Annotated in this window: 17 protein-coding genes; 12 read left to right on the top strand and 5 right to left on the bottom strand. The window is 71.6% G+C overall.

Annotated elements, in window-relative coordinates; translation table 11 throughout:
* Positions 1-14: 14 nt before the first annotated feature.
* A complete protein-coding gene (locus tag BLT76_RS20465) occupies positions 15-878 on the top strand; it encodes a phosphotransferase family protein (RefSeq protein WP_139175727.1) in 864 nt (287 codons plus the stop codon).
* A gap of 19 nt (positions 879-897) precedes the next feature.
* Here the strand turns inward: BLT76_RS20465 and BLT76_RS20460 are convergent, their stop codons facing one another.
* On the bottom strand, positions 898-2,151 hold the full coding sequence (locus BLT76_RS20460; protein WP_139175725.1) for an HNH endonuclease: 1,254 nt from the start codon (positions 2,149-2,151) through the stop codon (positions 898-900).
* 370 nt (positions 2,152-2,521) lie between these two features.
* Between BLT76_RS20460 and dapA the strand changes: the two genes are divergently transcribed.
* Genes dapA through BLT76_RS20445 form a run of 3 tightly spaced genes read left to right on the top strand, consistent with a single transcriptional unit; the run spans position 2,522 to position 5,849 of the window.
* On the top strand, positions 2,522-3,430 hold the full coding sequence (gene dapA / locus BLT76_RS20455) for a 4-hydroxy-tetrahydrodipicolinate synthase (protein ID WP_090860154.1): 909 nt from the start codon (positions 2,522-2,524) through the stop codon (positions 3,428-3,430).
* Between the two features lie 10 nt (positions 3,431-3,440).
* Positions 3,441-5,126 carry a ribonuclease J gene (locus BLT76_RS20450; RefSeq protein WP_090860153.1) on the top strand — a complete coding sequence of 562 codons (1,686 nt, stop codon included), beginning with the start codon at positions 3,441-3,443 and terminating at the stop codon, positions 5,124-5,126.
* A 51-nt stretch (positions 5,127-5,177) separates the two neighbouring features.
* Positions 5,178-5,849, top strand: coding sequence for a hemerythrin domain-containing protein (locus BLT76_RS20445; RefSeq protein ID WP_090860152.1), 672 nt, complete (start codon positions 5,178-5,180; stop codon positions 5,847-5,849).
* A 6-nt stretch (positions 5,850-5,855) separates the two neighbouring features.
* Here BLT76_RS20445 and BLT76_RS20440 read toward each other — a convergent pair whose 3' ends face one another.
* Both BLT76_RS20440 and BLT76_RS20435 read right to left on the bottom strand, forming a co-directional pair.
* Positions 5,856-6,389, bottom strand: coding sequence for a hypothetical protein (locus BLT76_RS20440; protein ID WP_139175723.1), 534 nt, complete (start codon positions 6,387-6,389; stop codon positions 5,856-5,858).
* A gap of 158 nt (positions 6,390-6,547) precedes the next feature.
* Positions 6,548-9,868 (bottom strand): M4 family metallopeptidase, encoded by a 3,321-nt coding sequence (locus BLT76_RS20435; protein ID WP_179714421.1) that lies wholly within the window; start codon positions 9,866-9,868, stop codon positions 6,548-6,550.
* A gap of 344 nt (positions 9,869-10,212) precedes the next feature.
* Between BLT76_RS20435 and BLT76_RS20430 the strand changes: the two genes are divergently transcribed.
* Positions 10,213-12,927 carry an FtsK/SpoIIIE family DNA translocase gene (locus tag BLT76_RS20430; protein ID WP_090860149.1) on the top strand — a complete coding sequence of 905 codons (2,715 nt, stop codon included), beginning with the start codon at positions 10,213-10,215 and terminating at the stop codon, positions 12,925-12,927.
* On the top strand, positions 12,924-14,600 hold the full coding sequence (locus tag BLT76_RS20425) for a helix-turn-helix domain-containing protein (protein ID WP_090860148.1): 1,677 nt from the start codon (positions 12,924-12,926) through the stop codon (positions 14,598-14,600). Before BLT76_RS20430 ends, BLT76_RS20425 begins: the two co-directional genes overlap by 4 nt.
* On the opposite strand, the gene BLT76_RS20420 is transcribed toward BLT76_RS20425, so the two are convergent.
* Together BLT76_RS20420 and BLT76_RS20415 are read right to left on the bottom strand one after the other, a co-directional pair.
* Positions 14,582-15,250 carry a response regulator gene (locus BLT76_RS20420; RefSeq protein WP_090860147.1) on the bottom strand — a complete coding sequence of 223 codons (669 nt, stop codon included), beginning with the start codon at positions 15,248-15,250 and terminating at the stop codon, positions 14,582-14,584. The two genes, BLT76_RS20425 and BLT76_RS20420, sit on opposite strands and share 19 nt — an antisense overlap.
* A complete protein-coding gene (locus BLT76_RS20415; protein WP_090860146.1) occupies positions 15,243-16,865 on the bottom strand; it encodes a sensor histidine kinase in 1,623 nt (540 codons plus the stop codon). Before BLT76_RS20415 ends, BLT76_RS20420 begins: the two co-directional genes overlap by 8 nt.
* Positions 16,866-16,951: 86 nt before the next feature.
* Here BLT76_RS20415 and BLT76_RS20410 point away from each other — a divergent pair, with 86 nt between their 5' ends.
* The 6 genes from BLT76_RS20410 to pgsA all read left to right on the top strand — a co-directional run bounded on the left by BLT76_RS20410 (position 16,952) and on the right by pgsA (position 22,672).
* A complete protein-coding gene (locus tag BLT76_RS20410; RefSeq protein ID WP_090860145.1) occupies positions 16,952-17,938 on the top strand; it encodes a Bug family tripartite tricarboxylate transporter substrate binding protein in 987 nt (328 codons plus the stop codon).
* On the top strand, positions 17,935-18,468 hold the full coding sequence (locus BLT76_RS20405; protein WP_090860144.1) for a tripartite tricarboxylate transporter TctB family protein: 534 nt from the start codon (positions 17,935-17,937) through the stop codon (positions 18,466-18,468). Before BLT76_RS20410 ends, BLT76_RS20405 begins: the two co-directional genes overlap by 4 nt.
* Positions 18,468-20,012, top strand: a complete 1,545-nt coding sequence (locus BLT76_RS20400) for a tripartite tricarboxylate transporter permease (protein WP_090860143.1) — start codon at positions 18,468-18,470, stop codon at positions 20,010-20,012. Before BLT76_RS20405 ends, BLT76_RS20400 begins: the two co-directional genes overlap by 1 nt.
* Entirely contained in the window at positions 20,009-20,407 is a 399-nt protein-coding gene (locus BLT76_RS20395) for a universal stress protein (RefSeq protein WP_090860142.1), read from the top strand. The genes BLT76_RS20400 and BLT76_RS20395 overlap by 4 nt, the downstream gene beginning before the upstream one ends.
* Before the next feature lie 233 nt (positions 20,408-20,640).
* Positions 20,641-22,065: a 30S ribosomal protein S12 methylthiotransferase RimO gene (gene rimO / locus BLT76_RS20390; protein WP_211753111.1), complete on the top strand. Its 1,425-nt coding sequence runs from the start codon at positions 20,641-20,643 to the stop codon at positions 22,063-22,065.
* Between the two features lies 1 nt (position 22,066).
* A complete protein-coding gene (gene pgsA / locus BLT76_RS20385; RefSeq protein ID WP_090860140.1) occupies positions 22,067-22,672 on the top strand; it encodes a CDP-diacylglycerol--glycerol-3-phosphate 3-phosphatidyltransferase in 606 nt (201 codons plus the stop codon).
* The last annotated feature ends 135 nt before the right edge of the window (positions 22,673-22,807 follow it).

Below are 22,807 nucleotides of genomic sequence, written 5' to 3'. Positions count from 1 at the left end.
GGCTCGTGACGGGCGTGCCGGACCCTCGTGTCGAGGCCCTCACCTGGGCGGCGACGGTCCTGGGTGCGCCCGTCGTCGACGTCGCCGAGCTGACCGGCGCTCTCACGTCCACGATGCTGGACATCACCGCCGGGGACGGCACGCGGGCCGTCCTGAGGCTGATGACCGAGGAGCCGTGGCGCCACCACGGGGCCGAGTTGACGCGCCGTGAGCGGCGGGCGATGCACGAGCTGGCGTCGACCCGCGTGCCCGCTCCGCGGAGCATCGCGCTGGACGCCGCCGGCGACTCGGCGGGCGTGGCCGCCCACCTGATGACCCGCCTGCCGGGTGGGCCGACTCGTCACCTGGACGACGGTGCCCTCGCGGCGATGGCTGACGCTCTGGCCGTGATCCACGCGGTCCGTCCTGCGGTCCCGTTCCGGACCTTCCAGTCGTGGGCGTGGGAGGCGAAGTGGGTGGTGCCGCCCTGGACGGCGTACCCACGATCCTGGGAGCGCGCGTTCGACCTGCTCGCCGGCGAGGCTCCGACCTATGTCCCGACGTTCCTGCACCGCGACTTCAGCCACCGCAACCTGCTGTGGCGCGACGGGACGATCTCGGGCGTCGTCGACTGGGTCGAGGCGTCGACCGGCCCCGCCTGGCTCGACGCCGCGCACGCGGCCACGAACCTCGCCCTCGACCTCGGTCCGGACCGGGCTCGCGCCTTCGTCGAGGCGTACGGCGACGTCGCGACGGACGCGCCGCACCCGTACTGGTTCGTCATGGACGCCGTCGGTTTCCTGCCTCCTCCGGGGAAGCAGGCGCTGTTCGGCCGGGACGAGCAGCTGACCCGCCTCGACGCCTGGCTCCACGACCTGCTCGCGTGGGCGTGCCCGTAGCCCTGCCGGGGGTGCTCGGTCAGGGCTGCGGGGTGGTGCCGGTGTGGTCGCGAACGAAGTTCAGTCCGTTCGGACTTCGCCAGATGAACGTCGTGTCGTCGATCTTGTCGTAGCGCCATCTGGTGTGGGTCTTGGCGCGGTGATGTCGTCGGCACAGGGGCGCGATGTTGCAGTCGCAGGTCGGCCCGCCTCTGGACGCTGGGTCGTTGTGGTCGTGGTCGCACGATCTGGCGCGGCGTCGGCACCACGGAAAGACGCAGGAGTGCTGGAGCAGGGCCTGGCGTTCCTTCAGCCGGTCGGGGACCTCGTAGGCATCCACGTGGACGTGACCGGCGAGGTCGATCACGGGCTTGATCACGACCTGGCTGTCGCCGTCCTGGCACCAGGACCGGACCTGCTCGACCGAGATGAGGGTGCGGGTGTTCTCGACGCGGGCGATGGCGGCGTCGGCGAGGTGCACGTGCACCACGACCTGCCGGGGCCGCTTCCGGTCGGGGTCGGGTTCGGCGTTCAGGTCGAGGGTGAGCTGGCGGCGGGCCAGGTCGCCGACCGCGATCGAACGGCGGGCGTCGAGCGACAGGCCGTCGGCGATCGTGGCGAGGTGGGTCGCACCCCGAGCGACCGCGTCTTCGAGGTCGAGCGCATCGACCAGATCGAGGGTTCCGCGGACCTCGACATGACCGTCGAAGGAGACCTGCTGGACCTCGATGTCGAAGTGCCGCACCTCAGCCGCATCCCGCGCCCGCTGGGCGGCCGTCTCGGGGTCGAAACGGACACGGGCCTCCTCGATGGTCCGGTCGAGTTGGGCGATCGAGATCTTGTGCGCGGTTGCCGCGACGTGGGTGTCGACGAACTCCGCCCCATCGGGCGGCAGGTCGATGGTCTCGGCCGCGATCCGGCGGGCTTTCCAGACCGGGAGGTCCAACGACTGGACGCGTTCGTAGACCCGTGGGAGGCGGTGGGCGAGTTCGACGGCGTGGCCGAGGTAGATCCGACCCGAGTCCGACGACAGGCCCAGTGCGGCGGAGAACTCCAGCACGGAGAACTCGGCGATGAGGGGTGCGCCGGGGCCGGCGATGGCCATCTCGTCCTCGCAGCCGGGCACCCAGACGGCGGCGGCGTCGTGCAGGGAGTCGGTGGAGTGCATGCCGGCCCAGGTGACGGCGGCGGCGAGCTGGTCGGCCTCGGCCTGCAACTGGATAGATCGTCGGGCGTGGACGAAGGCGAGCACCGCGGTGGCGGTGTCGCAATCGTGGAGGTCCCGAGTGGCCATACCCATATGATACTCGAACACATTGTCGAATGCGAGGGTTGTTCACAGCCTTGTTCGAGCGGTCGACCCGAAGAGAGCGAAAGCTAGAAGCGGCCTGGTGATGGCCCTTGATCACCGCGGACGGTGAGCCCCCTTCTTTCAGTAAAAGTCTTCGAACCGGCCTGGTGCACCGAGCAGACGCCACGGCAGAGGCCGACCTACCGGAGGTCGCTTGTTGGCTGCGGGGGTCTCGACGGGCGCTCAGGACTTCGTCCTTCACGGGAGAGACCACCGGCGGGAGTGCAGGGTGGAATTGCAGGAAAGGACTGCTGGAGGGGACTGCTGGGGCGGATGCGGTGATCGGGGGCGGGGGAGGGATAGCCTGGCTCCCATGACGTCCGGCACCACCTCCGCGCCCGAGGCGCCCTTCGGCCACGTGCTCACGGCGATGGCCACCGCCTTCCACGACGACGGTTCCGTGAATCTCGACGCCACCGCGCGGATCGCCCAGCACCTCGTGGCGCACGGCAACGACGGGCTCGTCGTGTCGGGCACCACCGGTGAGTCGCCGACGACGACGACGGACGAGGACGGTGACGTCCTGGCGGCCGTGCGTGATGCGGTCGGGGGCGACGTCACGTTGGTGGCCGGCATCGGTACCAACGACACCCGCACGTCCACGCTGCTGGCTCAGCAGGCCCGCAAGAACGGCGCGGACGGCGTGCTCCTCGTGACGCCGTACTACAACAAGCCCGGCCAGCGGGGCATCCTCGAGCACTTCCGCCAGGTGGTGGACGCGGCCGAGCTCCCCGTCATGCTGTACGACGTCCCGGGCCGTACCGGCTCGACCATCGCGCTCGAGACCTACGAGCAGGCCATCGCCTGGGAGCAGGTCGTCGCGGTCAAGGACGCGGTCGGCGACTTCGCGCGCGGGGTGCGGATCCGCGAGCTGGGCTACGCGGTCTACTCCGGCGACGACGAGGCCAACCTGGGCTGGCTCGCGCACGGTGCCGTCGGGTTCGTCAGCGTCGTCGGCCATGTCGCCGGCGACCAGCTGAAGGCGATGGCCGACTCCTACTGGGCGGGCGACCACGTCGCCGCCCTCGACATCTTCACGCGGCTGCTCCCCGCGATCGACGCCGTCATGGGCGTCGCCAACTACGGAGCCACCACCGCCAAGGCCGGGCTCCAGCTCCTCGGGGTGCTCGACAACCGCAACGTCCGGTCGCCGCTCGCGGCGCTGGACGACGCGGAGGTCGCTGCTCTGAGGGAGGGGCTCACGGCCGCCGGCCTCTTGTAAAGGACGTCCTTTGAGTCACCCTCATCCCGAGCTCTCCACGCCGCCGGCACTGCCGAAGGGAGGGCTCCGGGTCACCGCCTTCGGCGGGCTCGGCGAGGTCGGTCGGAACATGACCGCCTTCGAGTACGACGGGCGCATCCTCGTCGTCGACTGCGGCGTGCTCTTCCCCGAGGACCACCAGCCCGGCGTCGACCTGATCCTGCCGGACTGGAGCTCGATCCGGGACCGGCTCGACGACATCGAGGCCTTGGTGCTGACCCACGGTCACGAGGACCACATCGGTGCGACGCCGTACCTCCTGCGCGAGCGGCAGGACATCCCGCTCGTCGGGTCCGAGCTGACCCTGGCGCTGCTCGACAGCAAGCTGCGCGAGCACCGGCTGCGCGAGACCGTGCACCACAAGGTCAAGGAGGGCCAGAAGCTCACCTTCGGGCCGTTCGAGCTGGAGTTCGTCGCGGTCAACCACTCCATCCCGGACGCGCTGGCCGTGGCGATCCGCACCGGCGCCGGGATGGTGCTGCACACCGGCGACTTCAAGATGGACCAGCTGCCGCTGGACGGCCGGATCACCGACCTGCGTGCGTTCGCGAGGCTGGGAGAGGAGGGCGTCGACCTCTTCCTGACCGACTCGACCAACGCGGAGACGCCGGGCTTCACCCCGTCGGAGAAGAAGATCACCCCGGTCATCGACCAGGTCTTCCGCGAGTCGCAGCAGCGGATCATCGTCGCCTGCTTCGCCTCCCACGTGCACCGGGTCCAGCAGGTCCTGGACGCCGCGGTCGCCCACCGTCGCAAGGTCGCGTACGTCGGCCGCTCGATGGTCCGCAACATGGCGATCGCCCGCGACCTGGGCTACCTGAAGGTGCCCGAGGGCGTGCTGGTCGAGGCCAAGGAGCTGGCCACCCTGCCGCCCGAGCGGGTCGTGCTGATCTCGACCGGCTCGCAGGGCGAGCCGATGAGCGCGCTGAGCCGGATCGCCCAGCGCAACCACAACTTCGTGCACATCGAGGAGGGCGACACCGTCCTGCTCGCCTCCAGCCTGATCCCCGGCAACGAGAACGCCGTCTACCGCGTGATCAACGGCCTGGCCCGTTGGGGCGCGAAGGTCGTCCACAAGGGCAACGCGATGGTGCACGTCTCCGGTCACGCGAGCGCCGGCGAGCTCCTCTACTGCTACAACATCGTCCAGCCCCGCAACGTGCTGCCGGTGCACGGCGAGATCCGGCACATGCTGGCCAACGCCGACCTGGCCCGGGCCACCGGTGTCGAGAACGTCGTCATCGCCGAGGACGGCGTCGTCGTCGACCTGGTCGACGGCCTGGCCAAGATCGTCGGCAAGGTCGAGTGCGGCAACGTCTTCGTCGACGGCTCGTCGGTCGGCGACGTCACGGAGTCAGACCTCAAGGACCGCCGGATCCTCGGCGAGGAGGGCTTCATCTCGATCATCGTCGTGGTCGACTCGGTCAGCGGCAAGGTGGCCGCCGGGCCCGAGATCCACGCCCGCGGCAACGCGCTCGACCACGCGTCCTTCGACGAGATCAAGCAGCCGATCATCAACGCCCTCGACCAGGCGATCGCCGACGGCAACACCGACGCCTACCAGCTGCAGCAGACCGTACGACGGGTCGTCGGTCGCTGGGTCAACACCGCCCACCGGCGCCGGCCGATGATCATCCCGGTCGTCATCGAGGCCTGATCGTGATCTGTTCGCTGACTGCGCTCGACCTCGGCCCCCGAGACTCGGGCCATGGCGACCGAGGCAGCTCCCACGGCCGACCCCTCGATGATCCGGACGGCCCACGCGGCCTTCCGGCGTGACCTGGTCCGGACCCGGATCGTCGTCGCCGACGGCGCTTCCGGTGTCCGCCGTACGGCGCTCGGGGACCACGTCCTGTGGCTGATGGGCGCGCTGCACCGTCACCACGAGGCCGAGGACGCGCTCTACCCGCTGGTCGTGCGCCACGACCCGGCGGTGGCGCCGCTGGTCGCGACGGTCGACGCCGAGCACGGTGCCATCTCCCCGGCTGTGGGACTGCTCGAGGAAGCCGCGCGCGAGTACCGCGACGGCGCCGGCAGCGAGGTGCTGTTGCACGCGCTGACCGAGCTCGACTCCGTGCTGCTGCCGCACCTCGAGCGCGAGGAGGCCGAGCTCGTCCCGGCGGCGTCCCGGAGCCTGTCGCCGGCGCAGTGGGCGTCGTGGCACCGCCAGCACGACCGGTCGCCGCTGGAGGTGCACTGGCTGGTCGACGGGGCGGACGCACGGACCCGGGCGACCGTGCTGGCCCGGCTGCCCGCCGTACCTCGGCTCCTGCACGGGCTGCGCCGGGCCTACGCGCGGCGCTTCCGCGAGCTGTGGGTCGGTACGCCGGCCGCGCGGGTGCCGGCGTTGACCCTCCAGAACTACGCCGACTGGGCCTGAGCGCACTCAGCAGCGGGTCCAGCCCGGGCCGGCGCCGCGCTGGGGGCGCCCGGTAGCGGGGTCGACGTCGACCTGCAGCGACCGCTCGCCCAGCTCGACCACGAGCAGGTCCGGCCCGGCCCAGCGGACCCGGTCGAACGCCTCCTCCGGGAGACCGCCCTTCGCGCACCCGACCGGCCACTCCCGAGCCAGCAAGGAGCCGGTCTGGCGCACCGACACCAGCCAGGCCGGCTCGTCGTCGCTGCCCGCCTCGCGTACGACGGCCTCGTACTCGGCGCGGTCGGGCGCCTGCGACGTCGCGACCGCCCCGTCCTCGCCGGGGGAGACCAGCCACGCCGCACCCCAGCCCAGGCCCGCCGCGAGGCAGATCGAGCCGAGGGCGAGTCGGGTCAGGACCCGGTCGAGCCGGAGCCGGATGCCGATGGTCACGAGCAGGGCGGCGGCCACGCCCATCGGGTAGGGGTGGTCGAGCAGCCGCGCGACCCAGACCAGGCCGAGGGGGTTGACCACACCGACGGCTCCCGCGATGACGAGGAGCACGCCGACGAGGATCAGTGCCCACCCCCAACGGTGGCGGGACGTGGAGCCATCGGTCACCGCGCCGGTCCTTCCTCTTGGGGGGCCGGTTCCCGCACCCCGGAAGGCGGAAACCCCGCCGGACGACGTCCGGCGGGGCTCCCGTCTGCACTGCTCGGCCGCTACCTCCGGACGACCCGGACCGTCACGCGGTCCTTGCTCGCCGAGATGTTGCCGTTGCCGCCGTACGTCACCACGAGGGTGTGTCGGCCGGCCTTGAGGCGCTTGACGGTGATCGTCACGCGGCCCTTGCTGTTGACCGTCGCCGAGCCGACGCGCTTGCCCTTCAGTGTCACGACGACCTTGCCGGTCGGCTTCACCGAGTTCGCCACGTTCACCAGTGCCTTGACCCGGACCGCCTTGCCGGCCCTGACCCGCTTGGGCGTCACCGACGCCCGGGTCTTGGACGTGGCCTTCGCGACCTTGATGGCCTTGGTCGTCGTCGACGCCACGTTGTTGTCGTCGCCCGAGTAGCTGATCGTCAGCCGGTGGGTGCCAGCCGACAGGGTCTTCGGCAGGTTGACCGTCGCCTTGCCGGCGGCCAGCGTGGCGTTCGCGATCTGCTTCGAGCCCTCCGCGACGGTGACGGTGCCCGTGGGCGCCTCGCCCGCGACCGAGACCGACAGCTTGCTCGCCTTGCCGTAGGCCGACGGCTCCGGCACGTGAGTGGCGGTGATGGTGCCGGCCGGCTTGGCGATGCAGTTGGTCACGGTGACGTTGTCGACGTACCAACCGTCGAGACCGCCACAGCCGTCTCGGCCGATGTCGAACCGGAACTTGACCGAGGCGCCGGGGACAGCGCCGGGGATCTTGGTCAGGTCGATGATCGACGTGCCCCACGAACCGCCGGGCTCGTTGCCGTCGGTCCCGGTGAAGGCCGCCTGGCCCGCCATCGGGTTGGTGTTGTCACCAGCGGCGGTCTCCAGAGTGCGCCCGGGGGCGTTGAAGACGTACGCCGCGGTCGGCACGATCGAGAACTCGCCCCCGCCGACGCTCACCTTCACGTTGGCGCCGTCGAAGTCGATCTCGGTCGCCACGTAGTGGTCGAACGAGAGCATCGACTTCGAGCCCTCGGCGATCGTGATGGCGGGGCTGATGAGGCCGTTGCGGCTGGAGATGTCCCCGGCCGCCCCGGTGCACTTGCCGGCGCTCGGAGCAGGGCCGTAGGCAACGGAGCCGGCGTGGTCGCCCGGCGCCGAGTCGTCGGCGGTCCAGTCGAGACCCGAGCCCTCCGGGAAGGCGAGCTCCTCGTCCTGGGTCCACCCCGCGAGGCCGTCCTCGAAGTCCTCGGCGTACGTCACCTCGGTCTTGAAGTCGGCGCCGCACAGCGAGGGAGTCGCCTTGTCCAGCATGGGCTGGAAGTTGCACTGGACCGGCTCCACTCGCAGCTCAGTCGCCTGCGCCACCGCCGTCACCGCGGCGCAGTCGTCCGTGGTGATGGGGTCCGCGGCCTCCGGCGTGGCGGCCGAACCACCGGTCGCGCTCTGCCCCAGGGTGACCTTGTTGATCGGCTGGCCGGTCAGGTCGACGCAGGAGGCCGCCAGGCCATCCGCGAGGTCGGCGAAGTCCGAGGTCTGGCCCAGGTACGCCGTCTGCGTGCGCCAGAAGAGGTTCGCCGCCTTGTCGAGCCCGATGGCCGGCACGGTGACGCCGTTGTAGGTGCCGCCGTCGACCAGGAGCGCATAGGCGTGGTTCACGACGCCCGAGTTGCTGTGGACCCCGCCGCTGTCGCTGAACTCGCAGTAGTACTCGGCGTCGGAGACCTTGCCCGGGTCGCCGTAGCAGGTGGGGCTCCACATGTCGCGGATGGCGCCGCCGAAGGCCGGGTCGTCCTCGCCGGACAGCCAGCGACCGGACGTGTCCTTGTCCGCCTCGTCGATGTCCTTGACCGTGATGTTGACCGTGCTGGTGGCGCTCTTGATCTTGGTGCCGCTGGCCTGGTCGACCATGACGCCGTAGATGTCGGCGTCGCCCGACATGGACACGAGCGCGCCCGTCGGGGAGTTGTTGCCGACCACGATGCCGGTCGCGCCCGCGTCGACGGCGTGCTGCGTCTTCGTCGAGAACGGGCACGTGCCGCGGTCGACGTAGACGAACTTGCCGGCGATCTGGGCCGCGTTGGTGAACGGCGAGCACCCGTCGGTGGGAGTGGGGCCGTCGGGGTCGGCCGGGTCGGTGCCGACGATGAGGTCGGTGGTCACCCCGGCCTTGGTGAAGACCGGGCCGAACGAGGCCGGGACCGAGTCGCAGTCGCCGGCGATCCCCGCCGGTGCGTTGATGCGGACGCCGACCGCGCCGCGCGTGTACTGGGAGCACAGCCCGGCGGTCCGGGTGCCGTCGTCACCCTCGTTGAAGCGGTCGTTGAGGATGTCGACCGTCTCGCCCCAGATGTCGGAGTAGGCCTCGTTCATGGCGCCCGACTGCCACTGGTAGACGAGCCCCGAGGTGTACTCGGTGTAGGCGTGGGCCCACTCGTGGGCCACGGTGTCGTCGGAGGTGACGCCGGAGCAGTAGTTGGTCGTCGCGCCGTTCCAGTTGGCGTTCGGGCAGGCGATGGTCGGGTCGTTGTTGACCGTGATCATCTTCGAGCCCAGGCCGTCGTAGGAGTCGCGACCGAAAGTGTTGCGGAACATCCAGTACGCCTCGCCGGTGCCCTGGACCTCGTTCTGCTGATCCTGGTCGAGCGTCCCGGGGAAGGCGTCGCCCTCGGTCCACACCGGCTCATCGAGACCGCCGACCGTGTCGTCCGACTCGTCGTCCGGGGTGCCGTTGTCGTCGAGGAAGGCTTCGTACAGCTCGCGATCGAGCGCGTGGGCGATCATGGACCACCGGTTCACCGGCTTGCCGGTCGCCGCGTCGAGGATGACGGTCTCGCGGACGGTCTTGGCGTTGGAGACCTCGACCACCCAGGCCAGGACCGCCTTGCCGTTGACGCCGCGGGTCGAGCCCAGGCGGTAGATCATCAGCTTGGCCGACGCGGCTTCGGCGCCGTCGGTGAACGAGGCGGGCATGTCGGGGTCGACGCCGGTCGGGCCGGCCTTGACCAGCTTGACGGCCTTCGCCTTGGCGGTCGCCTCGTCCAGCGCCGGGGTGACGGCGAGGTCGAGGGACGGCGCGGCGTAGCCGCTGACGGCGGTCAGATCGCCCTGCTTGTCGACCTGAGCGCGGATCTGCGATCCGAAGACCTCGACCCCGCGGTACGACTGGGCGTAGTCGACGGTCCAGCCGTAGGCGTCCGCGGTGACGCCGGTCTGCTTCAGCTCGCCGCGGCGCGCGCCGAAGGCGGCGGCGTACTGGTCGAGGTAGGCGCCGGCCTTGGCCGCCGCGGTGGACTTCGAGCCCGCCTCGAACGACGGGAGCAGGTCGGTGGCGCGGGCGAAGCCCACGCGTCCCGTCGCCCTCTCGGTCGTGACCCGGGCGGTGCCCCGGGCATCGTCCTTCATGCGCTGGACCAGCGTGGTGTCGGCAGCGGACGCCGGTGCCGATGAGGCGAGCGGCACCGCGGCCAACCCTGCCCCGAGAAGTGCAAGGGTCAGACCTTGCCTGAGGAAATTCACGAGATTGCTACCCCTCCGAGTGGATGTAGTCGACCGGACGCCATGCGCCGGCCCCAGCGGCACCCTAAGGACACACGCCCGCGATGGTCCAGAGTCACCGGAGGATCAGTTGTCATCGCACAGCCCCGACGCAAGGAGTTCGAGGGACCCGTCACCGACGGGTGCGACACGCCACCTCGTCACTCCTGAGGTCCCTGTGACTGGTGGGACGATCGCCTAGGGTCGGGAACATGGCGACCCGTACGTCTTCCCCGCCGGGGTCGCGGAGCAAGAGCACGTCCACTTCCGGGTCGCGAGGCTCGGGACGAAGCGGTTCGACCCCCCGCGCCCGGAGTACCGGCAAGCAACCCACCAAGCAGTCGGCCCGACAGCCGGCCAAGCGACCCGTCAAGCGCGCCCCCGCGAAGAGCACCCGGGCCCGGACCTCGCGTCCGGCCCCGCGCGCCGTCCGCAGCGGGCCGGGACCGGTCGCCCGACTCTTCACCGCCCTCTTCCGCGGGCTCGCGACGGTCTGGCTGGGCATCGCCCACGGACTCGGCGCGGCCGCGCGGGGCATCGGGCGCAGCGCCCGCGACCTCGACCCGGCGCACCGGCGCGACGGCGCCGGGCTCTTCCTCATGGGGCTGGCCGTCGTGGTCGCCGCGGCCGTGTGGTTCGAGCCCGGGGGCGGCGTCTTCGACTTCACCCGTACGGCGGTCGCCGGCTCGGTCGGCAAGATCGGCTGGTTCGTTCCGCTGGTCCTGGTCTGGGTCGGCTGGCGCACCCTGCGCGACCCGGAGCAGAACGGTCCGGTCGGCCGCCAGGTGATCGGCTGGACGGCCGTCGCCTTCGGCGTGCTCGGGATCGTGCACATCGCCAACGGCTCGCCCGAGCCGGTCGACGGAGACACCTCGTCGCTGCAGAGCGCCGGCGGGGCCATCGGCTTCGTCGTGTCCTCGGTGCTCCTCGACCTGCTGCGCACGCCGTACGTCGTGGTGCCGCTGCTGGCGCTGGTCGCCTTCTTCGGCGTGCTCGTGGTCACCGCGACCCCGCTCTACCAGGTGCCGGACCGGCTCCGCGACCTCGGCGACCGGCTGCTCGGCCGGCACTACGAGGACGACGACTCCGCTCGCGGCCGGCGCGGCCACGACGACGAGATCGACCCCGAGATGGGCGACCCGGCGTACGACACCCCGGTGCTGGAGGACCGCGAGGTCAAGAAGCGCGGCCGCAAGAAGGACGCGATCGACGTGGCGCTGGAGGAGGACGACCCGCACGACGTCGGGGTCGACCTGTTCTCCTCGGAGCACTCCGGCAACCCCGGCGACGTGGATCCGGGCGCCGAGACCGAGGTGTCCGAGGCGGTCCGCGAGCGTGGGCCCGACGACACCGTGGAGCGGCCCGCCGTACGCGACGCGGGCGAGAGCCGGGGCGACCTGCAGCCGCCGCCGCACACCCCGCTGCCGGCGCGCGTCGAGCAGCTGGCCCTGTCGGGCGACATCGTCTACTCGCTCCCGGCCGACGAGGTGCTCAAGCCCGGCTCGGTCCACAAGGCCAAGTCGAAGGCCAGCGACGCGGTCGTCGACCGGCTGACCCAGGTGCTGGACGAGTTCTCGATCGACGCCCAGGTCACCGGCTACACCCGCGGTCCGACGGTCACGCGCTACGAGGTCGAGCTCGGCCCCGGCGTGAAGGTCGAGAAGATCATGAACATCCAGAAGAACATCGCCTACGCGGTGGCCTCGGCGGACGTCCGGATCCTCTCGCCGATCCCCGGCAAGTCCGCGGTCGGCGTCGAGATCCCGAACGTCGACAAGGAGATCGTCTCCCTCGGCGACGTGCTGCGCTCCTCGACGGCGCGCTCGGCGACGCACCCGATGATCGCGGGCCTCGGCAAGGACGTGGAGGGCGGCTTCGTGGTCGCCAACCTGGCCAAGATGCCGCACCTGCTGGTCGCCGGCGCCACCGGCTCCGGCAAGTCGTCGTTCATCAACTCGATGATCACCTCGATCCTGATGCGCTCCACGCCCGACGAGGTCCGGATGATCATGGTCGACCCCAAGCGGGTCGAGCTGAACGCCTACGAGGGCGTCCCGCACCTGATCACGCCGATCATCACCAACCCCAAGAAGGCCGCCGAGGCGCTGCAGTGGGTCGTCCGCGAGATGGACATGCGGTACGACGACCTCGCCAACTTCGGCTTCCGGCACATCGACGACTTCAACAAGGCGGTCCGCGCCGGCAAGGTCGAGGTGCCCGCGCACAGCGAGCGGGTGCTCACGCCGTACCCGTACCTGCTGGTGATCGTCGACGAGCTCGCCGACCTGATGATGGTCGCCCCGCGCGACGTCGAGGACTCGGTCGTCCGGATCACCCAGCTGGCCCGGGCGGCCGGCATCCACCTGGTGCTCGCCACCCAGCGGCCCTCGGTGGACGTCGTCACCGGCCTGATCAAGGCCAACGTCCCGTCCCGGCTGGCCTTCGCGACCTCGTCGCTGGCCGACAGCCGGGTCATCCTCGACCAGCCGGGCGCCGAGAAGCTCGTCGGCCAGGGTGACGGGCTGTTCCTGCCGATGGGCTCGTCCAAGGCGGTCCGCGTGCAGGGCTCCTGGGTCACCGAGGCCGAGATCGCGCAGGTCGTCCAGCACTGCAAGGGGCAGCTGGAGCCGACGTACCGCGAGGACGTCACGGCGCCCGCCGCCTCGAAGCGCGACCTGGACGACGACATCGGCGACGACATGGAGCTGGTCATCCAGGCCATCGAGCTGGTGGTGTCGACGCAGTTCGGCTCCACCTCGATGCTGCAGCGCAAGCTCCGGGTCGGCTTCGCGAAGGCGGGCCGGCTGATGGACATCATGGAGAGCCGTGGCGTGGTCGGGCCCAGCGAGGGCTCGAAGGCCCGCGACGTGCTGGTCAAGCCCGACGAGATCGACGGCGTCATCGCGACCCTGCAGGGGGAGATGTGAGCGAGCAGCTGATGGACCACGAGACCGACACCGAGACCGCCCCCGAGATCACCGTCCGCCGCAACGCGGGCCTGGCCGGCGCCATCGGCGGCGTGGCCGCCGTCGTGGCGATCCTCTACCTCTCGCGCGCCAGCGGCTCCGGCGCGCTCCTCGACTGGGCGCTGTGCCTGGTCATGGGCGCCGTCGCTGCCGCCTGGTTGCAGGCCTTCGTCGACGCCCGCACCCCGCTCCTCGTGGCCGACGCCCAGGGCCTGCGGGTCCGCCAGGGCCGGGCCTGGCACGGCATGCCGTGGGACGCGGTCGAGGCGCTCGAGCACCTGCCCCGCACGGGCCTGCTGCGCGACGGACGCCTCGAGGTCTTCCCGTACGACGGCGAGCCGCTCGCCGTACCGCTCTCCCTCTCGACCCGCGTCACCGGCGCGACCGGCGACCTGACCGCGGCCCTCGACGAGCTCGCCGCCGGCGCGGCCGAGGTCGTCGAGGTGTACGACGACTACTCCGCCGCCCCGGAGCCGGCCGCGGAGGACGCCGACGCCGCCGAGCCTGTGGACGACGACTCGGCGGACTCCTCCACGGGGGAGGACCCGGCGGAGAACGCCGACGCCGCGGGGGAGCGGCGGCTGCCGGACCCGCGGCCGTGGCTGGCCGGCGCGATCAACCAGCTGGCGCGGCTGCGTCGTACCCCGGGTGAGGCGCGGGCCGAGGACGAGCTGGTGGCCGAGGAGGTGGCGGCGGCGACGCCGACCCCGGAGCCGGTGCGCGATCCCGCGACGGCGGCGCGGATCGAGGTCCGCAGCGACCTGACCGTGACCGCCGACGACGACGACGTCGAGCACACCGCGGTGCGCGCGCTGCGCAGCCCCGGCCGGGTCGACCTGGTCGAGGAGGCGATCACCCCGGCGCCCGAGCCGACGGCGGTCGCGCTCCCGCGCATCGACGACCTCGAGGCGCCCGAGCCCGCGGTCGACCCGGTGGTCGGCCCGCAGCTGGCGGCGGCCCGCGAGCGGCTGCGGCTCAGCGTGGACCAGCTGGCCGAGCGCACCCGGATCCGCCCGCACGTGATCGAGTCGATCGAGGTCGACGACTTCGCGCCCTGCGGCGGCGACTTCTACGCCCGCGGTCACCTGCGCACGCTGGCCCGGGTGGTCGGCATCGACGCGGCCCCCCTCCTCGCCGTCTACGACGAGCGGTACGCCGACGCGCCCGTGGAGGCCCGCCAGGTCTTCGAGGCCGAGCTCGCCACCGGTGCCCACGGCTCGATCCGCGGCACCCGCGGCGGACCGAACTGGTCGGTGCTGGTCGCCGCCGTGATGGTGCTGGTGCTCGCCTGGTCGATCGCCCGGCTGTTCATGGACGGCCCGGTCGCGCTCGACAAGGAGCCGCCGCTGGACGGCTCCGCGGGCCTCACCAGCAGTGCGACCGGCTCGGTCACGTCGCTGCGGCTCGACGCGGCCGGCGGCGGCGCGGCGGTCAAGGTGGTCGACGGCAAGGGCGAGCTGGTCTTCACCGGCGACCTCGCCTTCGGCCAGGTCAAGACCCTGAAGAAGGTCGCGACGCCGATCAAGGTCACCAGCTCCGACGGCTCGCTCGAGGTCGCGCTCGGGGGCGGCGACGCGGAGGCGATCGGCGACACCGGCGAGCGGGCGACCCAGACCTACGTCGTGCGCCGGTAGCGTCGCTCGGGCCGCCCGCCCCCGCCGTACTGCAGGCGGACGGCGGCGCGGCCCTCGGCGACGTAGTGCTCCAGGTAGCGACGCGCGCTGACCCGCGAGACACCCACCCGCTCGGCGGCCTCGGCCGCCGACAGCTCGCCCTCGTCGAGGGCGGCCAGGACCAGGGCGGCGGTCTCGGCGCTCAGCCCCTTGGGCAGCGCGACCCGGCTGCGCCCGACCGGGGCGAAGACGGCGTCGATGTCGTCCTGGTCCGGGACGGCGCCGCCGGCCAGTGCCCGGTGGGACTGGCGGAAGGCGAGCAGGCGGGCGACCAGGTCGTCGTACTCGAAGGGCTTGACGAGGTAGTGCGCCGCCCCGCTCGCGGCGGCGGCCCGGACCGTGTCGGCCTCGCGCGCCGCGGTGACGACGATGACGCCGACGTCGTTGCCGCCGCCGCGCAGCCGGCGCAGCACCTCGATCCCGCTGAGGTCGGGGAGATGGACGTCGAGCAGCACCAGGTCGGGGGCCAGCCGCTCGACCTCGGCCAGCGCGGTCGTGCCGGTGGCCGCCTGGCCGACCACGGTGAAGCCGTCGGTGCGGTCGACGAAGCGGGTGTGGATCGAGGCGACCATGAAGTCGTCGTCGACGACGAGCACTCGAAGATCAGTCATGGAGGTCCTCGGCGGGCAGGCGGGCGGTGAAGACGGCCCCGCCCTCGTTGTGCACCGAGACCGAGCCGCCTCGACGCTCGCACACGACCTGGACGAGCGCGAGTCCGACCCCGCGGCCGCTGGCGTCGGAGGGCTTGGTGGTGAAGCCGCGCCGGAAGACCGAGGCGACGTGGTCGGCCGGTACGCCGGGACCGGTGTCGGCCACTTGCAGGACCACCTCGTCGGCGTCGACCAGGAGCCGTACGTCGACCGTGCCGGGCGCACCGGTCGAGGCGACGGCGTCGACGGCGTTGTCGACCAGGTTGCCGAGCACCGTCCCGACGTCGGCCGACAGGTCCGGGCCGAGCCGGGGGAGCGCGCTGTCCTCGTCGAGGCGCAGGTCCACCCGTCGCTCCGCGGCCAGGCTGGTCTTGGCGATCAGCAGGGCGGCGACGGCAGGGTCCTCGACGATCCCGGTCACGGCGTCGCTGATCGCGGCCCGGCGGCGGGTGAGGGTGCCGATCAGCCGGCCGGCCTCGTCGTACTCCTGGAGCTGGAGGAGGCCCGAGATGGTGTGCAGCTGGTTGCTGAACTCGTGGGTCTGCGCGCGCAGCGTCTCGGTGACGCCCTGGCGGGCGCTGAGCTCGCTCTGCATGGCGAGCAGCTCGGTGCGGTCGCGCAGGGTCACCACCGTCCCGGCCGCGCGGCCGGACGCCTCGACCGGGTTGCGGTTGACGACGACCAGCCGCCCGGCCACGAGGAGGACGGCGTCCTGCACCTGGCCGTCGCCCGAGAGCAGGTCGCGCACCCGCGGCTCCAGCTCGAGCGAGGACAGCGGACGCCCCTGCGCGTCGGCCGGCAGGTCGAGCAGCTCGCGGGCGCTCTCGCTCAGCACCGTCACCACCCCGTCGGCGCTGATCGCCACCAGCCCCTCGCGGATCGAGGTCAGCAGCGCCTCGCGCTGGTCGGCGAGTGCCGCGATCTCGGCCGGCTCCAGGCCGCGGGTGCGGCGCTTGATGAGCCGGGACAGCAGCCACGAGCCGGCGCCGCCGAGGGCCAGGCCGAGGGCCAGGAAGATCAGGAGGTCGTCGAAGGCGTTGTCGAGCCGCTCGTCCAGCGGCGGGTAGCGCTCCAGCATCACCACGCCGCCCACCACGGTCCCGGCCGCGGGCAACCCCTCGCCAGGAGCGTTGTTGGCGATCACCGGTACCGACACGGCGATGGCCCGGGAGCCGCGGTCATCGATCTCACCGAAGGAGCGACGACGCACCGCGTCGCGGTCGCCGAGGTCGAGCACCTCGCCCTCCCGGGTCGGGTCGGTGCTGACCAGCACCCGTCCGTCGGGATCGGCGAGGAACGCGACCGTCGCGCCGACGTCGTCGGCCCGCTGCTGGAGGGTGAAGGCCAGGGCCATCCGGTCGGGCACCTCCTCGAGGCCGTCCTGCACCGCGGGCGTGCTCGCGACCGCCTCCGCCGCCGCCGTCATCTGGTCGCCGCGCTGGTCGCGGAAGTCCTCGTCGCTCTGCCGGACGGAGAAGACGCTCACGACCACCAGGACGACCAGCAGCACGCCGAGCTGGAGCGCGAGGAACTGCCCGGCGAGCGTCGTACGGGCGCCCGGGCCCCGTGACCACAAGTTCCACAACCTCCATTGGTTACCGAAGCGTGACGGGCGCCACACAGGTGGGGATGCTCGTCACACCTGAACCTGACAGGAGAGACATGCTGACGGCAACACGAGCGGCTGCGGCCGCTGCCGCGCTCGTCGCGATCACCGCGACGGCGGGCTGCGGGGTCACCCGCGGCGACGACTCGCGCGACATCGCGATGTGGATCCCCAACAGCCCGGGCGGCGGCTACGACCAGACCGGTCGGGCCGCAGTGAGCGTCCTGGAGCAGAACGACGTCACGGGCGGCGACTTCGAGGTCACCAACATCCTCGGGGCGGGCGGCTCGGTGGCCCTGACCCGGCTGATGGGTGCCTCGGGCGACGAGCACACGATGATGACGATGGGCCTCGGCGTGGTGGGGTCGGCGTACTCCTTCGCGCTGCCCTACAAGGTCACCGACGCGACCCCGATCGCCCAGCTCATCGAGGACCAGGAGGGGCTGCTGGTCCCGGCGGACTCGCCGTACCAGACGATCGACGACTTCGTGGAGGCCTGGAAGGCCGACCCGTCGGGCATCGCCGTCGGCGGCGGCTCCAGCCCGGGCGGCCCCGACCACCTCTTCCCGATGCAGCTCGCCGAGGCGGTCGACATCGAGCCGTCCGACGTCCGCTACGTCGCGTACGACGGCGGCGGGCCGCTGACCAGCGCGCTCCTCGGCAACAAGATCGAGGTCGGGTTCTCCGGTCTCGGCGAGTTCGAGGGCCAGATCGAGGCCGGCAAGCTGCGCGTGCTGGCGGTGTCGGGCGAGGAGCGGCTGACCGGGGAGTCGGTCAAGGACGCTCCGACCCTCACCGAGTCGGGCATCGACCTGGTCTTCACCAACTGGCGCGGGGTCCTCGCGCCGCCCGGCATCTCCGACGAGCGACGCGACGAGCTGATCGCCTACGTCGAGGAGATGCACGAGTCCCCGCAGTGGCAGCAGGCCCTGGAGGACAACGGCTGGATCGACGCCTTCACCACCGGCGACGACTTCGGTCAGTTCCTGGAAGACCAGGACGCGCGTGTGGCGTCCACCCTGAAGGAGGTCGGTCTGCTGTGACCGAGACGAGCCACGAGACCCCGGCGCCGACCACCGCGCCGACCACGACGCCGGCCATCGACCGGGGCCAGCTCGGCCTGGCCGGCTTCCTGGCCCTGCTGGGCGGCTACACCGTGTACGACGCCACCACCCTCGACGTCGGCTTCGCCGACCCGGTCGGCCCCCGGGTCTTCCCGTACGTCATCGGTGCTGTCCTCCTCCTGCTGGCGGTCCTGCTGGTGGTCGCGACCCTGCGGGGCTCGCGCCCGGAGGCTGACGACGGCGAGGACATCGACCTGGACACTCCGGCGGACTGGCTGACCGTCGCCAAGCTGGTCGGCGTCCTGGTCTTCACGATCGCGACCGTCGGCGTGCTCGGCTGGGCCATCTCCGGTGCCCTGCTGTTCGCGGGCGCCGCCTGGGCGCTCGGCAGCACGACCCTGGTGCGTGACGTCCTCGTCGGCACCGTGATGTCGGTCGGCAGCTGGTACGGCTTCTACGTCGGGCTCGGCATCCCCCTGAGCCCCGGCCTCCTGGACGGGATCCTCTGATGGACTCTCTGAATCTCCTCTGGGGCGGCCTCGAGGCCGCCGTCACGCCCGAGAACCTGCTGTGGGCCGCGCTCGGCGTCCTGCTCGGCACCTTCGTCGGGGTCCTGCCCGGCATCGGCCCGGCCATGGCGGTCGCGCTGCTGCTGCCGGTCACCTACGGTCTGGACGCGACGCAGGCCTTCATCATGTTCGCCGGCATCTACTACGGCGGGATGTACGGCGGGTCGACCACCTCCATCCTGCTCAACACCCCCGGTGAGTCGTCGTCGGTGATGACGGCCATCGAGGGCAACAAGATGGCCAAGGCGGGACGGGCCGCCCAGGCGCTCGCCACCGCCGCCATCGGGTCCTTCATCGCCGGCACCATCGGCACCATGGGCGTGGTGTTCTTCGCGCCGGCCCTGGCCGACATCGCGGTCGAGATCGGCGCCCCGTCGTACCTCGCGATCACGGTGATGGCGCTGGTCCTGGTCACCGCCGTACTCGGCAGCTCCAAGCTGCGCGGGTTCATCGCGCTCTTCATCGGCCTGACCATCGGGCTGGTCGGCCTGGACCTCAACACCGGGCAGCCGCGGCTCAGCTTCGGCACTACCCAGCTCGCGGACCGGCTCGACATCGTCGTGGTCGCGGTCGGCATCTTCGCGCTCGGCGAGGCCCTCTGGGTCGCCGCGCACCTGCGTCGTACGCCGTTGCAGATCACGCCGGTCGGACAGCCCTTCATGGGCAAGGAGGACTGGCGGCGGTCGTGGAAGCCGTGGTTGCGGGGCACGGCGCTGGGCTTCCCGTTCGGCGCGATCCCCGCGGGCGGGGCCGAGACGCCGACGTTCCTGTCCTACCTGGCCGAGAAGAAGCTCACCAAGCACCCCGAGGAGTTCGGCAAGGGGGCGATCGAGGGCGTCGCCGGGCCGGAGGCGGCCAACAACGCCTCGGCCGCCGGCACGTTCGTGCCGCTGCTGGCGATGGGCCTGCCCGTCACCGCGACCGCGACGATCATGCTGGCCGCGCTGCAGAGCTACGGCATCCAGCCGGGCCCGCAGCTGATGACCGAGCAGCCCGACCTGGTCTGGACGCTGCTGGCCAGCCTGCTGATCGGCAACACGATGCTGCTCGTGCTCAACCTGCCGCTCGCGCCGCTGTGGGCGAAGCTGCTGCGGGTGCCGCGTCCGTACCTCTACGCCGGCATCCTCTTCTTCGCCTCGCTGGGTGCCTACACGGTCAACCTGGACTCCTTCGACCTGTTCCTGCTCCTGGTCTTCGGTCTCCTGGGTCTCGCGATGCGCCGCTTCGGGCTGCCGGTGCTGCCGCTGATCCTCGGCGTCATCCTCGGTCCGATCATGGAGTCCAAGCTCCGCGAGGCGCTGGCCCTCTCGGGCGGCGACAGCTCGGGTCTCGTGAACGAGCCGCTCGCGGTGATCGTCTACGTGCTGACTGCGCTCTTCCTGGTGGTGCCGATCGCCGTGCGCTACCTCCTCCCGTCGCGCTTCGACCGGAGCGACGACGCCGCTGACGACCCGTCCGACGAACGAGAGCTGGTGGACCGATGAGCACGATCCTGGTGGGCTACACCCCCGACGAGTTCGGCAAGGCTGCGGTGCGTCACGCCGCCGCCGAGGCCCGGCTGCGCGGCTACGGCCTGTTGGTCGTCAACGGCTCGAAGGGCGACGCCTACGTCGACAAGCGGTACGCCGCCCCCGAGGTCCTCGAGCACGTCGGCGACGACCTGGACGGGATCTCCTACGAGGTCCGTCAGGTGGTCGCCTCCGACGTGGCCGACGAGCTGCTCCGGGTGGCCGGCGAGGAGGGGGTCCGCCTGATCGTGCTCGGCATGCGGCACCGCACGCCGGTCGGCAAGCTGCTGATGGGCAGCGTCGCCCAGCGGGTCATCCTCGGCGCGGTCTGTCCGGTGCTGACCGTGAAACCGGACACGGAACCGGTCTGATCGCCGGTTGAGGTGCTCCGGAGCGAGGAACGAGCGGAGGAGGCTCGAAACGCGTCCTGCCGTACGGCGACCTCGATCGAGGTCGCCGTACGGTTCACCGGGTTGCGAGGCCCGGGCCCGGAGGCCCTCACACCTCGACCAGCGTCCCGCAGTTCGCGACCTGGAGGCCCGGAGCGTCATACTCGGGAACGATCATGAGCCAGACCACTGAGACGCCCCCTGCCCGCGACCTGCTGTCGGTGGCCCTCGTGACCCTCGGGTGTGCCCGCAACGAGGTCGACTCCGAGGAGCTCGCCGGCCGGCTGGAGGCCGACGGCTTCCTGCTGGTCGACGACCCGGCCGACGCCGACACCGTCGTCGTCAACACCTGCGGCTTCGTCGAGGCCGCCAAGAAGGACTCCGTCGACACCCTGCTGGAGGCGGCCGACCTGAAGGACGGCGGCCGCACGCAGGCCGTGGTCGCGGTGGGCTGCCTGGCCGAGCGGTACGGCAAGGACCTGGCCGAGTCGCTGCCCGAGGCCGACGCGGTGCTGGGCTTCGACGACTACCCCGACATCGCGGCGCGGCTGCGCTCGATCGTCGCGGGGGAGCAGCACCAGGCACACACCCCGCAGGACCGGCGCCGGCTGCTGCCGATCTCCCCGACCGCCCGCGACGCCTCGACGGTGAGCGTGCCCGGTCACGCGGTCGCGACCAGCGGCGACGTCGGGGTCGGCGGTCCGGCCACCGGCCCGCGCGGCCTGCGCCGGCGGCTCGACGGCGGGCCGATGGCCCCGCTGAAGCTCGCGAGCGGCTGCGACCGCCGCTGCACCTTCTGCGCGATCCCGGCCTTCCGCGGCTCGTTCGTCAGCCGCCGGCCGGCCGACGTCCTGCTCGAGGCCCAGTGGCTGGCGAGCCAGGGCGCGCGCGAGCTGTTCCTGGTCTCGGAGAACTCCACGTCGTACGGCAAGGACCTCGGTGACCTGCGGCTGCTCGAGACGATGCTGCCGGAGCTCGCGGCCATCGACGGCGTCGACCGGGTCCGGGTCTCCTACCTGCAGCCCGCCGAGACCCGCCCGGGCCTGATCGAGGCGATCGCGACGACGCCCGGCGTGGTGCCCTACTTCGACCTGTCCTTCCAGCACGCCAGCGCGACCGTGCTGCGCCGGATGCGCCGCTTCGGCGACCCGGAGAGCTTCCTCGGCCTGCTCGACCAGGTGCGTGGCTACGCCCCGACCGCCGGCGTCCGCTCCAACGTCATCGTCGGCTTCCCCGGCGAGACCGAGGCCGAGCTGGAGACGCTCTGCGACTTCCTGGTCGCCGCCCGGATGGACGTGACCGGCGTGTTCGGCTACTCCGACGAGGACGGCACCGAGGCTGCGACGTACGACGGCAAGCTCGACGAGGACGAGGTCCGCGCCCGCACCGAGCACGTGCAGTCCCTCGTCGAGGAGCTCAACGCCCAGCGGGCCGAGGAGCGGATCGGCGAGGTCCTCGAGGTGCTGGTCGAGTCGACCGACGAGGGCGTCGCGGGTCGCGCCGCCCACCAGGGCCCCGAGGTCGACGGCACGACGTACCTGCCCGGGTCGACGGCCGCGATCGGGTCGATCGTGCGGGCGGTCGTGGTCGGCACCGACGGTGTCGACCTGATCGCCGAGCCGATCGAGGGGGAGGCCTGAGGTGAGCGGGACCGAGCAGCGGGTGAGCAACTTCAACCTGCCCAACATCCTCACGACCCTGCGGATCGTGCTGGTCCCGTTCTTCGCCTGGGCCCTCCTGATCGACGGCGGCGAGTCGGCGCAATGGCGTCTCGTGGCCTGGGTGATCTTCGCGGTCGCGATGATCACCGACAAGATCGACGGCGACATCGCCCGCGCCCGCAACCTGGTGACCGACTTCGGCAAGATCGCCGACCCGATCGCCGACAAGGCGATCACCGGGATGGCCTTCATCGGCCTCTCGATCGTCGGTGACATCTGGTGGTGGGTGACCATCGTGGTGCTGCTGCGCGAGTGGAGCGTGACGCTGCTGCGGCTCTCGGTGCTCAAGCGGGTCGTGATCGCGGCCAAGGACCTCGGCAAGCTGAAGACGACCTTCCAGGCACTGGCCCTCGGTGGCCTGACCCTGCCGCTGCGCGACGACGACCTGGCCAGCGGTCTGCAGACGCCCGGCGAGGTCCTCTTCTACGTCTCGCAGGCCTGCCTGGCGGTCGCCGTGGCCCTCACGCTGTGGTCGGGCTACGAGTTCTTCCGCGACGTCTGGAAGCAGCGCGCGAACCTTCGGTGACGCGGGCAAGGTGAAGTTCCGCCAAAGATCCCCTGGTCCTTTGTGACCAGTTGGAAGTGACGCGAACGGGCCAGATGAACTGGGGTCAAAGCGTTACGCCCCGTTCACACGATCACCCGGACTCCGGACCGTGAT

This window comes from Nocardioides lianchengensis (assembly GCF_900101465.1).
Lineage (GTDB): Bacteria > Actinomycetota > Actinomycetes > Propionibacteriales > Nocardioidaceae > Nocardioides > Nocardioides lianchengensis.
The sequence above is the reverse complement of the archived record's forward strand: the minus strand, read 5'-3'. Positions and strand labels throughout refer to the sequence as shown.